The following is a 15,104-nucleotide window of genomic DNA, read 5'->3' on the forward strand; positions in this document are numbered from 1 at the left end:
TCATGGCGGCTCCATTCGATCTTGAACGTCACGACACCGACATCCTGATCATCGGGACCGGCGGAGCCGGCCTGTTCGCGGCACTTCACGCGCAGCAGGCGGCTCCCCAAGGCACCAAGATCACGATCGCCGTGAAAGGTCTCATCGGGAAGTGTGGCTGCACGCGGATGGTCCAGGGCGGCTACAATGTGGCGCTGGGCGGCGGCGATTCCGTCGAACGTCATTTCATGGACACGATCGTTGGCGGAAAATGGCTTCCCAACCAGGACATGGCCTGGAGGCTGTGTGAGCAGGCCGTGGTGCGCATCCGCGAACTCGAGAACGAGATCGGTTGCTTCTTTGACCGAAATCCTGACGGCACACTGCACCAGAAGGCGTTCGCGGGGCAAACGGCGGACAGAACTGTCCATAAGGGTGACTTGACTGGCATCGAGATCATCAGTCGCCTCATGGAGCAAGTGCTCGCTCGACCGGTCGAGAAATTGCAGGAACACCGTGCAGTAGGTCTGATTCCATCGAAGGATGGTTCGTCCCTTGCCGGGGTCTTGTTCATCGATATGCGCACGGGTGCACTGCGGTTGGTACGCGCCAAGACGGTGCTGATGGCGACCGGCGGCGGGCCGACAATGTACAAGTATCACACACCCTCCGGCGACAAGACGATGGACGGCCTCGCCATGGCTCTTCGGGCCGGCCTACCGCTCCGCGATATGGAGATGGTTCAGTTTCATCCCACCGGCTTGCTCGCGGGTGAAGATACTCGGATGACGGGCACAGTCCTGGAAGAGGGACTTCGGGGCGCCGGAGGCCAATTGTTGAACAGTTACGGCCATCGCTTCATGTTCGACTATGACGCAAAGGGCGAAAGAGCGACCCGCGACGTCGTCAGCCGAGGAATCTATGCGGAGATGCGTAAGAACAACACCTCGAAGAACGGCGGCGTATACATCTCGATGGCCCATCTCGGCCCTGAGAATGTACGGCAGAAATTCAAAGGCATGGTGAAACGTTGCGCGGACAGCGGTTTTGACCTCGCCGCGGGGCAGGTCGAGGTGGTTCCCACAGCGCACTATTTCATGGGTGGCATCGTCGTGGATACCGACACGCACACCGAGATGGAAGGGCTGTACGTCGCAGGCGAGGACGCCGGCGGCGCACACGGATCAAACCGGCTGGGCGGAAACGGCGTGGCTAATTCAACCGTCTACGGCGGAATTGCAGGCGACGTCATGGGCCGCGATATCCGCAAGATGGCACGTCTGCGCGATCCGGATGAGGCGGTTCTCCAGACCGAAATAGAACGGGTCGTCTATCCGTTCACGAAATCACCGGGAAACATCTGGGAATTGCGAAACGAACTTCAGAATACGATGTGGGACAACGTCGGCGTGATGCGAACTGCGGCAGGAATGAATAGGGCTGCTCGCCGCATTTCGGAGATTCGGTCCGAGCTCATGAATGTCGGCGTGGCAGGAGGCAGCCGGGCCTTCAACCTCACTTGGCACGACTGGCTGAACGTGAGCTCGCTCTGCGATATCTCAGAGGTCATTACCAAGGCAGGTTTAGAGCGAGAAAATTCTCGTGGCGCTCACTACCGGGAAGACTTTCCAGAAAGCGGAAGCTTGGAGAAGTCATATTTCACCTTGGCGCGCAAGCGCGACGAGGAGCTTCAGATGAGCCGGGAACAGGTGCAATTTACTATCGTACGGCCCGGCCACTCGATTCTGTCCACCGAAGAACCCGACACTCTCGTGAGGGCTGCAGAATGATTTCCATCGATGCGATTCAGAAGACCGCGGAAATCTTGATGGAGAAGGCCGCCATCGAAATACCCGAGGATTATCTCGATGGCCTCAAGGCCGCAGCAGACGTCGAGGATGGCGATCTGTCTTCGTTCGTGTTGCAAGCCATGCTGGAGAACTACGAGGCGGCCAAGCAGGACCGTCGTGCGATGTGCGGGGACACCGGCTGTCCGCGCTGGTACGTCAAGATGGGTAACGAAGCCAGGATCGAGGGCGGTCCAATCGCTCTGGAAACTGCCCTGCGACGTGCCACCGCCAATGCAACCAGAAACGTCCCTCTCAGGCCGAATCGCGTGCATCCCCTTTGGAGAACCGATCACGATAACAACGTCGGTATCGGTGCGCCCGAGATTGAATATGCTTTCGAGCCCGAGGGCGACTGGGTCGATCTGATCACGGTTCATAAGGGGGGTCTGTTCGGAACCGATTATCGCATGTTGTTTCCGTCGGACGGTATCGCCGGCATCAAGCGCTTCTATCTCGATAGCCTCGTTGCATTTGGAAAACGAGGCTTGGCTTGTCAGCCGGCGATCATCGGCATCGGTCTCGGGGGCTCGAAGGACGCCTGCATGGTTCTGGGTAAGCGTGCCGCCTGCTTGCGAACAGTCGGAAGCCGAAACTCGGATCCGCGCATTGCGGAAACGGAGCGGGAGTTCAAGGAACTCGGCAACTCCATCGGAATGGGCGCGATGGGTTTCGTCGGAAAATCGATGGTGATCGATTGCCATATCGAAGTCGGATATTGCCACACTGGCGGCATGCAGATGAGCGTCCACGCGTTTTGTCTGTCCTCTCGCCGCGCCGTCGCGCGCATTTATGGTGACGGCCGTGTCGAGTACCGGACCGATCCGAACTGGTTCACTGATTATCAACGTCGGGAGACGGTGGAATGGAACGTGCTTCCAAGCCTAAGCAAATCCGCCTGAGCACGAAGCCTACGCGGGAAGATCTGGCGGCCCTGAAAATTGGAGACATCGTCTATCTAGATGGGTTGATCTATACGGGTCGCGAAGGCGTGTACATGCGCGTGCTCGAAGGGAAGGAACCTCTCCCGTTGAGCTTGCCGGAAGAGAGTGCTGCCAACTTCCACTGTTCGCCGGCGGCTACCGTCAATCAAGACGGCAGCATTACGATGGGCGCCGTGACGGCCACGGCTTCCTTTCGCTTTTCGAAGTGGATCGGAGATTGGCTCCGCATTTCGGGCGCGAAGCTCATCATCGGGAAGGGAGGCATGACGTCGCACGACTACAAGGAGCATTTCGTCCCGAACGGCGCAATCTATCTGACGACCGTAGGGTACGGCACCGGCGCGCTATTGGGGCGCGGAATTAAACGGGCGCGTGATATCTACTGGAGGAAGGAACTCGGGCTCGCGCAAGCCATGTGGCTCATCGAAGCCGAAAACATGGGGCCTTTCATCGTCGAAAGCGATTTGGAAGGCAACAGCCTGTTCGAGCGCGAGAACGCCAAGGTATCCGCCAATCTCGAGCGTGTCTACGCGGGCACGAAACCGGCGGTACTGAAGCGGTTCGGCGAAACGGACGATCGGTCGGACGAGCTAATTGGTTAATCGCAGCGAAGTTCGCACGGGATAGGTCCGCGATCGTTCAATTCGCCAGCAGGCTACAAGGAAGCACAATGTTCGTGGACGAAAGAATATACTCCCTGCATGCGGGTCAGGTCCCCACCTTCTTGAAGCTTTACGAAGAAGAAGGGATGGAGTGCCAAGTGCGCATTCTGGGGAAGTTGGTTGGCTATTACTATACCGATTTCGGCCCACTCAATCAGATCGTTCATATGTGGGGATATGAAAGCCTGGATGATCGGTTCGAACGGCGAAAGCAGCTGCAAGCGTCGCCGCAATGGCAGTCCTACGCCAAGAAAATGCGTCCTCTTGTGGCGAAGGTCGAAAACAAGCTGCTGGTTCCCGCGCCGTTCTTTCGTGTACCGAGCTAGGAAATAGACCACGGTCGATTAGACGGTCGGCACCCAAGTCATGAGCTTCTATCTTTGGCTTGCGGCAGGCTCCGCGGCGGGCGGCTTCATCAACGGTCTTGCAGGGTTCGGAACTGCGCTTTTTGCGCTCGGGTTCTGGCTGCAGATACTGCCGCCAACCGAGGCCGTCTCGATGATCGTCATCATGTCCGTTGTCAGCGGGCTGCAGGGCGTTGCTCTCGTCCGCGATAGTATCCGTGAAAATCCATTGCGCCTGTCGAGGTTCGTCCTCCCCGGACTGGTCGGTATTCCGATTGGCGTGAAGCTGCTCGCGGTCGCAAGCCCGCTCGCGATCAAGCTGACGGTAGCAGCCTTCCTCATTGTGTATGGTGGCTTCATATTGCTGCGCCGGGAGCTTCCACTGTTGCCCCAACCGAAGCCGATATTGGACTGCGCTGTCGGATTCGTAGGCGGAATCTTAGGAGGAGCGGCCTCGTTATCTGGAGTGCTGCCGACGATCTGGTGCACGCTCCAGCCTTGGACAAAGTCCGAACAACGAGCTGTCATGCAGCCATTCAACGTCCTCATCCTGGCGATTGCGGCCACCGTTTACGCGATCAGTGGCTACTACTCGTCCAGAAGCGTTCCGCTGATCCTGATTGCGCTCCCTATTACTCTGATCTCGGCCCAAGCCGGTATCTGGGCTTTCAAGAGACTGTCAGACGATCAATTTCGAAAGCTGCTCGTCTGCTTGATGTTTGTCTCGGGATTGATCATCGTCGCCAAGGAAGTGCTGCTTGGCTAACCGGCTGAGCGGTGCCAGACGGTCGCTTGCTCTCATCGTTTTCGCCTCGACGACCTCTTCTTAAGTGCCGGCCGACGCGAGTCTGGCGAAGACTGCCCGTCGCGTATTGCTGCGGCAAACCGAGCGTTCATCTCGTCGATCGCGCGAATCCTCACGCTGTCCGCTCGGGATATGCATCCGAGTATGCGGGACAAGCGCTTGTCCGGACCGAGCGGCAGGTGCTTAAGGGGAAGGGCGTTCGAAGCGCCAACGCAGGTTCGCGGCGCGATCGAGACGCCAAGATTGTAGTAGACCATGCTCGAGATGGCTTCCAGGCTTTCCAGCTCCATGCTCTCGTTCACGACGATCTTGTGTTCCTGGAGCCAAGTTTCGATCAATCCTCCGACTACGGCCTGGCGTGAGAACCGTATGAACGGACTTCTCTGCAGCAACTGGAGCGGATCCTTACCCTCAGCTTCGAGGGACGCCAGCAATTCAAAAGGCTCTTCTGCAAGATCGTACCAGACAAGATTACGAGGAATGAACTGCGGCTTCGAGACGATCGCGAGATCGAGATGACCTCTCTCGACCTGTTGGATCAGCGCGGTGGTCAGGCCAGGCGTGATGGTGACATGCAGGCCAGGATAATCGCTCTTCAACTTCGACACCGCTAGGGGGACGAGGCCCGTGAGTGTGGTTGGGACGGCTCCCAGCGAGAAGACGCCCTCGATTCCTTGATTGCCCAATACATTTGGTACGATGCTGTCGTAAGCAGCGACGACCTCACGGGCCTTCGAAACCAGTGCCCGTCCCGCGGGAGTGAGCTCTGGCGTTCGGCGACTTCTGTCGAAAAGCGCGATCTTCCACTCCTCTTCAAGAGCCCTGATTTGCTGGCTTACGGCGGCGTGAGTAACGAACACCTCCTTCGCCGCAGCACTGAAGCTTCCCTGGTCCGCCACGGCGATCAACGTTTTGAGGGTTCGGATCGACATTTGGGCACTCCGTCGGCATGTAAGACAAACTTTCAATAATCGTTAGCATTTGTGCCTTTGAGAAAGAAGGACTTTACGCCAGTATTTTAGAAGCGGAAAAAATTGCGAAACGCAAGACGTAGCCCGCGTGAGGAAAGCGCTAGAGGTGCTCAGCATTAGTCCTTGGGTCAGGATCCCTCGCTCTCGTCGGAGCCAACGCTCGGCTAGGCTCGCAAGAAGCTGCCTCTATCGCGTCAACAGTTGGGTGATGCGACGACCGCGCGGTCTCCAAATGCAGAATGCCAGTCATCGGGCCGGCGTCGACGAATTATAGCGTCGCCGGAATAACCGGATCCCAAGAAAACATCAGGGACACAAATGGGAGGAGAAATGGATCGAGACGAGCCGCTTCTGAAAGTATCCGGCGTTACGCTGCAATATAAGACAACGTCTCACATCGTGACGGCAACGTACCGCGTCGGCTTTGAGATGTTGAAGAGCGACCGGTTCGTGCTGCTCGGGCCGTCGGGATGCGGGAAGTCGACGCTTCAGAAGGCCGTTGGCGGATATATCACGCCGACCGAAGGCGAAATGCGCCTCAAGGGCAAGCTGATCACGAAACCAGGCCCTGATCGGATGATGGTATTTCAGGAGTTCGACCAACTCTTGCTGTGGAAGACGGTGCAACAGAACGTCGCTTTCGCGCTCGAAGCAGCGAAAAAGATGCCCAAGCGTGAAGCGGCTGATCGGGCTGGCCATTATGTCGAGATGGTGGGGCTCTCAAAATTCTCCAACAGCTACCCTCATATGCTGTCGGGCGGCATGAAGCAGCGTGTCGCGATTGCTCGCGGCATGGCAATGGAGCCCGACATCCTGCTGATGGATGAACCGTTCGCTGCCCTCGACGCGTTGACGCGACGCAAAATGCAGGATGAGCTTCTCTCTCTGTGGGACAAGACGCGCTTCACCGTCATGTTTGTCACGCATTCGATCGCCGAGGCCATCAAGATCGGGAATCGCATCCTTCTGTTGTCGCCACATCCGGGCCGGGTGCGAGCTGAGCTCAACAGCGCAACGACCCCTGAAGACGTCGCGCACCTCGAGCGGCAAATCCACGAAATGCTGTTTTCCGAAGCTGCGCCGGAGGCGGCCCATGCATAATCAATTGAGCGTCGTGTCAAATTCGCAAATGACCAACTCACTTCGTCCCGAAATCCGGAATGCTCAGAGCGTCGAGGAAATCAGGGTGGTCGAGAAGCCTCGATCGCTATTCGATAAGCTCTACGGCGAGGACTTCGTTCGGAAGGCATTCATTCTGACCGCCCTGGCACTTGTCTGGGAGGCGTATGGGCGTTGGCTCGACAATGAACTCCTGTTCCCGACCTTCGGGGCGACCATGACGGCATTCGCCAAGGGCGTTGTCAATGGTGTTCTGCCCGGCCGGGCATGGGGGTCGATCAGAGTTCTGTTGATGGGGTATGCGGCGGGTGTCGCTCTCGCCGCGATGCTGACCGGGCTTGCGATCGCATCCCGGATTGGCAGGGACTTTCTCGAGACGATGACTTCCATGTTCAATCCCCTGCCGGCGATTGCGCTGCTCCCGCTCGCCTTGATCTGGTTTGGACTAGGGAATGGAAGTCTGGTGTTTGTGTTGGTCCACTCAGTCACTTGGGCGATTGCGCTGAATACCCATGCCGGCTTCCTGTCCGTGAGCAAGACCTTGAAGATGGTCGGCCGCAACTACGGACTTGGCGGTCCTGCTTTCATCATCAAGATTTTGATTCCCGCAGCATTTCCCAGCATTCTGACCGGTTTGAAAATCGGGTGGGCATTTGCCTGGCGAACACTGATCGCGGCCGAGCTTGTGTTCGGCGTCAGCTCCGGCTCAGGCGGTCTGGGATGGTTCATCTTCGAGAACAAGAACATGCTCGATATCCCGAACGTATTTGCCGGCCTGTTGACGGTCATCTTGATTGGGCTTGTCGTCGAGAACCTCATCTTCCGCGTCATCGAGCAGAGAACGATCAATCGGTGGGGCGCCCACAGCTGATGACAGTGAGAATCTCCTCGCATAAGCGAGAGACGACACGAATGGGAGGACAAGCAGTGAAATCCAGCTATCTGGCACTTGTCGCGCTCGCTCTGGCGAGCGTGCTGACGCCAAACGTTTCAAGGGCGGAAGTTTCGACGATACGTCTCGCCAAACAATATGGCCTGGCCTATCTGCCGCTGACCATCATGCAGGAAGAGCAGTTGCTCGAAAAGGAGGCGGCCAAGAGCGGTCAAACCGTCAAAACGGAGTGGCTCCAGTTCTCCGCCGGCTCAGGGATGAACGAGGCGCTTCTCTCTGGCAACCTCGACGTAGCATCGGGCGGTGTCGGCCCTATGCTTACGATTTGGTCGCGGACGTTGAAGAACTACAAGATCAGGGGCATCTCGGCGATGGCTTCGCTGCCACTGTACCTCGTAACTGTCAACCCAAAGGTGAAGTCGCTCGCGGACTTCGGTACCGCCGACAAGATCGCGATGCCGACAGTGAAGACTTCGATTCAGGCAATCACGTTGCAGATGGCTGCCGAGAAGCAGTTCGGGAAGGGACAGGCGACCAAGCTTGATCCGCTGACAGTCTCCTTGAGCCATCCCGACGCTCAGGTTGCGATGCTGGGTGGCAAGGCAGGCATCACCTCGCATTTCGGATCTTCTCCGTTTCAGGAGATGGAGCTCAAGGATCCCAGGGCGCATCGAGTTCTCGATAGTTATGAGGTTCTTGACGGACCTCATACATTCAGCGTTGCTTGGGCGACGGACAAGTTCGTAACCGAGAATCCGAAGATCGTCGCGGCGTTCTATGCGGCGCTCAAGCAGAGCATCAATTTGATCAACTCCGATCCGAAGACAGCCGCGATCCTTTGGATCAAGGGGGACCACCTCAAGCTCTCGGAAGAGGATGCGGAGGCAATCATCAAAAATCCGGAGAACAAGTGGACGACCGAGCCTCAGAAGCTGCTGGTATTTCTGAATGGAATGCACGCCGCGGGGCTGATCAATGACACGACCAGCAACTGGCAGGACCTCTTTTTCACCTATGTCCACGACACAAAGGGGAGCTGAGGGGCAGGGGCCACCTGGGTGAGTCCGTCGCGAGCTTAGCGTGCGGCGCAGATCTGCCAGTTGGATAGTTCGGCGCCGAAACGCCGTGTCAATTGTCCGCGCAGAGTTGCGTGTCGGCCAATTAGTCTAGCTTGAAACCGATGCGTTTGACGTAGGCACCGAAGTCTTGGCGCTCCGGAAACGAGTACTGCCGGGCTTTGTCCTCGGACCAGCCATAGCTCTCAGACCGCCCGAGTTCCTTGACGTATCGTTGCATCGTGTACGGCTGGTCGGCAGATCTATGTCGATCGTATTCCTCGATCGCGGCGTCGAGCGTATCGTCGGTATAGGTGTTGTGATGAATAGTAACGTGCAGAGGTAGCCGCAAACTCCTTGGTGGCTGCTCATCTGGATACCCGACGGCTAGGCCTGCCACGGGAAAGACGTGTGCGGGTAGGTTCAGCAGCTCTGCGAGCCGGTCCGGGTGGTTGCGCACCGCGCTGATGGGGCAGACGCCAAGGCCTTCTGCTTCCGCCGCGATCACAAACGATGAGAGTGCTATCGCGGCATCGACCGAGGCATTGAAGAAGGCATCCAGATGGTCGTTGATAAAGGGCCTAGCTCTCAGCGCATGGAGGCGCCGCTGCCGCCGATTGTTACCGCAGAAGATCAGAAGGTTCGGGACTTCCTCGAGCCACTTCTGGCCCAGGCGGCCGCTCGCCAAAAGCACGCAGATTTCGGATCGCAAGGCAGGCGAATCGATAATGATGATGTCGCGTTGCTGCAGATCGCTCTTGGTTGGGGCACATAGCGCGAGCGCGCAAAGTCGCCGTAGGACGTGACCTTGGATTTGTTCGGGGCGGAATTTACGAATAGAGCTACGCTTGGCCAGTTGGCTGTGGACGGCAGGGGCGCTGTCGTCGAGCTCTAGATCCGCCGCCTCGGGGCCGAAGCGCTTGGAGAGCAGATGAAATTGATCCATGTCGCGATCCAGGTCCGATTGCTTTGAAACTTGTAAATCCCGTCAGGCTGATCGATCCAGATTCGGGATTTGTGAGCCTCACTGGAGTTCAATATGTCGTGGCTAGGTAATCGACGATCTTGCCGACGTCGGCATCGTCGATCGGCGCGCCATAGACCTTGATCATCTTGGTCACTTCGGCCTGCCAGAAGCCTTTCTTGTCCTTCATTGGCGGCTGCGTCGCGATGTAGTCGGACGAGTGGCAGGCAGCGCAATTGCCTTGAACCACCTCGAGATTGGGCCCCGGCTTGAAGGCGGCGACCTCATCCGGCGTCTTGTAATTGACCGGGGCGGCAAGGGACGAACTCATCATGGCGACAACGGCGAGTGTGGTGGCGAGGAGAACGGTGCGCTGCATGATAATGCTCCTCAGGCCACGCTGACGCGGACGGTTTCGACGACATTGCGTAAATAACCCGCCGGGTTCCAGCGCGGCGTCTCCGGCTGCGTTTCGCCGGAATTGCTGGTGGCGCGCACCTTGAGCTCGACTTGCCCCGCCGCGAGCGTCACCGGCAGCTTCCATTCGCGGAATGAGTAGTTGCCGAGATCCTTGCCGAGCTTGGCGGGGGTCCAGGTCTTGCCGCCATCGGTAGAGACCTGGACGTCCTTGATGCCTTTGCCGCTGTCGAAGGCGATGCCGCGCAGCGTCGTGCCGCCGGCCTTCAGCCTGGCGCCGTCGGCAACGCTGGTGATGAAGGAGCGGATGGTGAAGCGGTTGATCGGGATCGTCGCCTTCGGCGCAGTTCCCGGCTCAACGCAATTGCAGGGCGTGTCGGGGATGCGATAGGCCGACTTCATCCAGAAGCCGTCATAGACATTGTCGATGACGGTGATCTCGTTGAGGTGCTTGACCCAGTAGGTGCCGTAGTAGCCGGGCACGATGAGGCGCAGCGGGAAGCCGTTGAGGAACGGCAGGTCCTCGCCATTCATGCCATAGGCAAGCATGACCTCGCCGTCGGCCGCATGGTCGATGTCGAGCGCCTTGACGAAATCAGGCGTCTTGTCGCTGACCGGGCCGTCCATGCCGTTGAAGGTGACCTGCTTGGCGCCCGCCTGCACACCGGCCATCTCGAGCACGGTCTTCAGCGGCACGCCGCGCCAGCGCGCATTGCCCATCGCGCCATTGGCGAGCTGTCCGCCGGCAACGCGCGGCTCTACGAGGCCGCGGCTGTTGCCGGAGCACTGGTTGACGGCGACGATCTCGGTCGCCTTCATCTTGCGGATGTCCTTCAGCGACAGCTTCAGCGGCTTGTCGACCTTGCCCTTGACCTCCAGCGTGAACTTGTCGGGATCGAGATCGTAGGGCAGGCCCGCGAGGTGATAGCGCACGAAGAACGCGTTGTTCGGCGTGATCGGCCCGTCGTTGAAGACCGCAAACGGTGTCTCGAGCTGCGGCGGCCGGCTGGTCAACCCGATCATCGGCCGCTTCTGCGGATATTTCACCAGCGGCCGCTCGCCATTGCCGAAGGGCAGGGTGACGGTGTCGAGGGCCAGTGCTTTGGTAGAATTCAGTGTGGCCGCTAGTGCAGCAAGGCCCGCTCCTTTGAGCAGGTCGCGTCTGTCGATCATACATCTCCCTCCGGAGCGATTGCTTTTTGTACTGCAATCACCGCTGCAGCACAAAGATCATCGATTGCATTATCGGTACGAACCGATCGAAGCATGCAGTAGATCGCGATGCCTTCGTACCATTCTTGGTGTGAGGCGCGGCAAAGTCCCCGTTGGAAACGGTTCTGCGCGCAATCCACGAGATCATGCCAGTACCGCCGCAAATTCGGGTAGCGAAAAATGCTAACGTCAGCTGTAAGCGAGGCTGAACCCCATTACCGCTCCTTGGTTTGCTTGGCCTCGGCGCGACGTCTTGGGGAAGAGTGATATGTGCGCGAGTTCGCGGCAACGATAACGGGGCGGCGCAATGCGAATTTTGCGGAAGGACTCATCGCCGATTCGCTGCCTGCTCATATTGCACTGGCCTGCGCCGCTCGCATGGCCACGAGGGCCTTTGTGAGGTCGGCAATGAGATCGGTAGGATCCTCAAGGCCAATATGCAGCCGCACCAGAGTACCCGATAATGGGAATGGGCGGTCAGTACGTGTGAAGCGGGCCGGTAGGGCAAGGCTCTCATAGCCTCCCCAGCTCGAGCCGATCCCGAACAGCTCCAGCGAATCCATCAAGGCGGTCAGTCCGAGTTGAGAACGGGAGGCAAGCTCGACGCCAAAAAGTGCAGAGGATCCACTGAAGTCGCGTGACCAAAGCGCGTGCCCCGGATCCTCGGGCAGGCCGGGATGCAGTACGCGCAATACGTCCGGCTGTGTCCGAAGCCAGCGCGCGACGGTGAGCGCACTCTGCATCTGGTGGCGCATGCGCACACCGAGTGTGCGCATGCCCCGCAGGACCAGATAGCAGTCATCCGGACTGGTGGAGAAGCCGAGATCCGCCACGACGTTACGAACTGGTCGCCACCACTCCTCGGTCGTGGCGATTGTGCCCATCATCACATCCGAGTGGCCGCAGAGATATTTCGTTGCCGCCTGAATCGAGATGTCAACACCTTTAGTGAGAGCGTCGAAGAACAACGGACTCGCCCAGGTGTTATCGAGCAGGACAGGGATCGATCTCGCGTGCGCAGTCTTCGCGATGGCGGGTATGTCCTGCACCTCGAAGGTGAGCGAGCCGGGGCTCTCGCAAAATACTGCTCGCGTATTGTCACGGAACAGCGTGGCGATTCCGTCGCCGATTAAGGGGTCGTAATAGGTCGTCTCGACGCCGCTTCGCGCCAGCAAGCCGTCGCAGAAGGCGCGCGTAGGTCCGTAGACCGTATCCACCATGAGGAGGTGATCACCAGCCTTAAGGACGGCGGTGAGAGCGGCGGTAACGGCAGCAAGCCCAGACGGCAGCACAATCGCTCGATGGCAGCCCTCGAGCTTCGTGATTGCCTGCTCGAGCGCGAATAGTGTGTCAGTGCCATGGATACCGTAACGAAGCGCCCCGAACCGGTCGGCACGCGTCGCGTCGAAAGCGGCAAGATCCTCGAACAAGATCGTGGAGGCCCGTGATACCGGGGGATTCACCGGACCGGTGGGCGCGCGGCCGCCGCGGACGAGCAGCGTGTCTTTTTTCATGATGCAAACCTTGACGTAGGGGAGATCAACCGCGCGCGACGAAAGGTACTAAATCCTGCGAAGAAGCAGATTCTCGGCGTGATGTGGAGGCCGATATTCGTGGGCACTCCGAGAGTGCCGCCCCGCATTATGCGAGGCGCCGTATGACTACGCCTAGGGCGTAAGCTTCACAACCCAAATTTGTTGACGATATCCATAAGCGAATTTGTTGTTGCCGGTCAGTGTTGGTTATCGCTGTATGCAGGCCTGACCGGGCATTCGATTGCAGGCACCAGTAGCTTAGAGACTGGCGAGAGGGGCATCGGCGGCATGCGCCGGCGGAGGTCGCGCCGTTACGTTGGTGAAGCCTAACGCCGACGAGCATGGTAGCTCTACGATCTTTCACGCGAAGTCGCTCTCCTGCGAACGGAAGATGGCGGTGCCGATCGGGCGCCCGATCGAGAATCGATCCGATATCCGAGGGACGTGCGCGGAAGTCGAAGTGTCTGCTTTACGAACGGCTCTATATCACTGAGATCAAAACCCAAGCGTTCGTACGACGGCGGGGTCACTTAAAAAAAGTTGAACTCATCCGTGAATATATCTCGTTTGCTTGATTCAAAAAACAACGCGATGCTGGGTGATCAGGAAATCGCGAAGCTTCGAGGGTGTGCACTCATAAGGGCGCAGATGTCGAACTGGATGGAGATGCTGTGGACGCGGCTTTATTGCCGGCACAAGCAAATATCTCGATTTTCGGTCGTGTTGCTGTCGAAATGGAATATCGCCCGCAGATGTTTCGAGACGAGAAACGAGACCTTCTGGATCGTTGCCCCTGGCATCGGAGTCACAATGGTAATGGCCACCATAATATTGCTGATTGGGAGGTAAGGTCGCTTATGCCAGTCTTTCTGGGGCAGTACATGCGACGCCGTTCCGATCTGTGTACTCAGCATTACGAGTACACGGTCTGGCGAACGAGTTGAGTGGGGGGCTAGTTCGCAAGGCGCGGATCGCTTCGGATTAACCGCCGGATGTGCGCTGGTGTAAGCCAAGCAAGGTGCGGTCGAGGGTATGTGGGATCATTCCCAGAGCTATGCACGAGCCGATCGCGACCGGTCGTTCGATGGGCAACTGCGTCTGGTCAACACGTGTTCCGCAATCAGTTGCAACGCATGGATCGCGTTGACGTTCGGGTGTGCGGGCTAAAAAACAATCTGCGCCATAACGGATCTGGCCCGAGCAAGTCTCGCCGAGATCCCATTGGCTGTAACGATCCGAAACGGCTCTCGATGCCGAGTCAGCTCACGGGTTCGAAGTCCGTGGCGAAGATGTTTGACGAAGAAGAGGGTGGAGACCATGAGAAAGAAATCATTGGCAGTCGCAGCAGGTATGGCGTCGCTTGCGCTGACTGCATCGATAGCGTCGGCGGACACGTTGTCCAACATCAAGTCAAAGGGCTTCCTCCAGTGCGGTGTGAACGTAGCCTTGGCGGGCTTTTCCGCTTCGGATGACAAGGGTCAGTGGACTGGTCTCGATGTTGACTTCTGCCGTGCGGTCGCGGCAGCCGTATTCGGTGATCCCAGCAAGGTCAAATTCACCGGGCTGACGGCCAAAGACCGGTTCACCGCGCTTCAATCTGGAGAAATCGATGTCCTGTCGCGCAACACCACTTGGACGGTGAGCCGCGACACTTCGCTTGGCATCAGCTTCGTTGGCGTCATGTATTATGACGGGCAAGGCTTCATGATCAACGCGCGGAAGTTGCCCGATGTCAAGTCGGTCAAGCAGCTGTCGGGCGCGGTGATTTGCGTGGCGGCGGGGACAACGACCGAATTGAATCTTGCCGACTACTTCAAGGCCAACAAGATCGACTACACACCAGTGGTCTTCGACACCCTTGAGGAGGCGACTGCGGCCTACAATGCGGGTCGATGCGATGCCTTCACAAACGATCAATCCGGTCTTTACGCAGCTCGCCTGCAGACCTCGTCGCCGAAGGACTTCGTCGTATTGCCGGAGATTATTTCCAAGGAACCGCTCGGGCCAGCCGTGCGTCAAGGGGACGCTAAGTGGCTGAACATCGTGAAGTGGACCTACTTTGCGCTGCTTGATGCCGAGGAGGCTGGCATTAACCGGTCGAATGTCGATGAGATGAAGGGGAGCAGCAATCCCGACATCAAGCGGATACTTGGGACCGAAGCCGGAACGAAGATCGGTACTGATCTGGGCCTGTCAAACGACTGGGTCGTCAACATCGTCAAGGCGACCGGTAACTATGGGGAAATCTTTGAGCGTAACCTCGGGTCGGGTAGCCCTTTGAATATCTCTCGTGGTGTCAACGCATTGTGGACCAAAGGCGGTATCCAATACGGCGTGCCGATACGCTGATAGCCCTAC

General features: G+C 58.1%; 14 protein-coding genes. 9 read left to right on the forward strand and 5 right to left on the reverse strand.

Annotated features, from left to right (window positions below):
* Nucleotides 1-2 precede the first annotated feature (2 nt).
* The 5 genes from NLN62_RS23580 to NLN62_RS23600 all read left to right on the forward strand — a co-directional run bounded on the left by NLN62_RS23580 (nt 3) and on the right by NLN62_RS23600 (nt 4,542).
* Nucleotides 3-1,769, forward strand: a complete 1,767-nt coding sequence (locus NLN62_RS23580; protein WP_254110386.1) for an L-aspartate oxidase — start codon at nt 3-5, stop codon at nt 1,767-1,769.
* On the forward strand, nt 1,766-2,728 hold the full coding sequence (locus NLN62_RS23585) for a fumarate hydratase (RefSeq protein WP_256575950.1): 963 nt from the start codon (nt 1,766-1,768) through the stop codon (nt 2,726-2,728). Before NLN62_RS23580 ends, NLN62_RS23585 begins: the two co-directional genes overlap by 4 nt.
* Nucleotides 2,692-3,372, forward strand: coding sequence for a fumarate hydratase C-terminal domain-containing protein (locus tag NLN62_RS23590; RefSeq protein ID WP_254110388.1), 681 nt, complete (start codon nt 2,692-2,694; stop codon nt 3,370-3,372). The genes NLN62_RS23585 and NLN62_RS23590 overlap by 37 nt, the downstream gene beginning before the upstream one ends.
* 68 nt (nt 3,373-3,440) lie before the next feature.
* Nucleotides 3,441-3,758: an NIPSNAP family protein gene (locus NLN62_RS23595; RefSeq protein ID WP_254110389.1), complete on the forward strand. Its 318-nt coding sequence runs from the start codon at nt 3,441-3,443 to the stop codon at nt 3,756-3,758.
* Nucleotides 3,759-3,798: 40 nt separating this feature from the next.
* A complete protein-coding gene (locus NLN62_RS23600) occupies nt 3,799-4,542 on the forward strand; it encodes a sulfite exporter TauE/SafE family protein (protein WP_254110390.1) in 744 nt (247 codons plus the stop codon).
* A 32-nt stretch (nt 4,543-4,574) separates the two neighbouring features.
* On the opposite strand, the gene NLN62_RS23605 is transcribed toward NLN62_RS23600, so the two are convergent.
* On the reverse strand, nt 4,575-5,513 hold the full coding sequence (locus NLN62_RS23605) for a LysR family transcriptional regulator (RefSeq protein ID WP_256575951.1): 939 nt from the start codon (nt 5,511-5,513) through the stop codon (nt 4,575-4,577).
* A 369-nt stretch (nt 5,514-5,882) separates the two neighbouring features.
* Here NLN62_RS23605 and NLN62_RS23610 point away from each other — a divergent pair, with 369 nt between their 5' ends.
* Genes NLN62_RS23610 through NLN62_RS23620 form a run of 3 tightly spaced genes read left to right on the forward strand, consistent with a single transcriptional unit; the run spans nt 5,883 to nt 8,603 of the window.
* Nucleotides 5,883-6,653: an ABC transporter ATP-binding protein gene (locus NLN62_RS23610; RefSeq protein WP_254110391.1), complete on the forward strand. Its 771-nt coding sequence runs from the start codon at nt 5,883-5,885 to the stop codon at nt 6,651-6,653.
* Between the two features lie 28 nt (nt 6,654-6,681).
* Nucleotides 6,682-7,542 carry an ABC transporter permease gene (locus NLN62_RS23615; protein WP_254113640.1) on the forward strand — a complete coding sequence of 287 codons (861 nt, stop codon included), beginning with the start codon at nt 6,682-6,684 and terminating at the stop codon, nt 7,540-7,542.
* Nucleotides 7,543-7,598: 56 nt separating this feature from the next.
* Nucleotides 7,599-8,603: an ABC transporter substrate-binding protein gene (locus NLN62_RS23620; RefSeq protein WP_254110392.1), complete on the forward strand. Its 1,005-nt coding sequence runs from the start codon at nt 7,599-7,601 to the stop codon at nt 8,601-8,603.
* A 121-nt stretch (nt 8,604-8,724) separates the two neighbouring features.
* On the opposite strand, the gene NLN62_RS23625 is transcribed toward NLN62_RS23620, so the two are convergent.
* The 4 genes from NLN62_RS23625 to metC form a co-directional block, all read right to left on the reverse strand.
* The gene (locus NLN62_RS23625) at nt 8,725-9,564 is read right to left on the reverse strand and encodes a nitroreductase family protein (protein ID WP_254110393.1); all 840 of its coding nucleotides are present in this window, start codon (nt 9,562-9,564) and stop codon (nt 8,725-8,727) included.
* Nucleotides 9,565-9,652: 88 nt separating this feature from the next.
* Complete coding sequence (locus NLN62_RS23630) at nt 9,653-9,961, reverse strand: cytochrome c (protein WP_254110394.1); 309 nt, start codon at nt 9,959-9,961, stop codon at nt 9,653-9,655.
* 11 nt (nt 9,962-9,972) lie between these two features.
* Nucleotides 9,973-11,172 carry a molybdopterin-dependent oxidoreductase gene (locus tag NLN62_RS23635; protein ID WP_254110395.1) on the reverse strand — a complete coding sequence of 400 codons (1,200 nt, stop codon included), beginning with the start codon at nt 11,170-11,172 and terminating at the stop codon, nt 9,973-9,975.
* 389 nt (nt 11,173-11,561) lie between these two features.
* Nucleotides 11,562-12,725 (reverse strand): cystathionine beta-lyase, encoded by a 1,164-nt coding sequence (metC, locus tag NLN62_RS23640; RefSeq protein ID WP_254110396.1) that lies wholly within the window; start codon nt 12,723-12,725, stop codon nt 11,562-11,564.
* Nucleotides 12,726-14,063: 1,338 nt separating this feature from the next.
* On the opposite strand from metC, the gene NLN62_RS23645 reads away from it, so the two are divergent.
* Nucleotides 14,064-15,095, forward strand: coding sequence for an amino acid ABC transporter substrate-binding protein (locus NLN62_RS23645; RefSeq protein ID WP_254108888.1), 1,032 nt, complete (start codon nt 14,064-14,066; stop codon nt 15,093-15,095).
* Nucleotides 15,096-15,104: the final 9 nt, after the last annotated feature.

The organism is Bradyrhizobium sp. CCGUVB23 (genome assembly GCF_024199885.1).
In the GTDB taxonomy this organism is placed as follows: Bacteria; Pseudomonadota; Alphaproteobacteria; order Rhizobiales; family Xanthobacteraceae; genus Bradyrhizobium.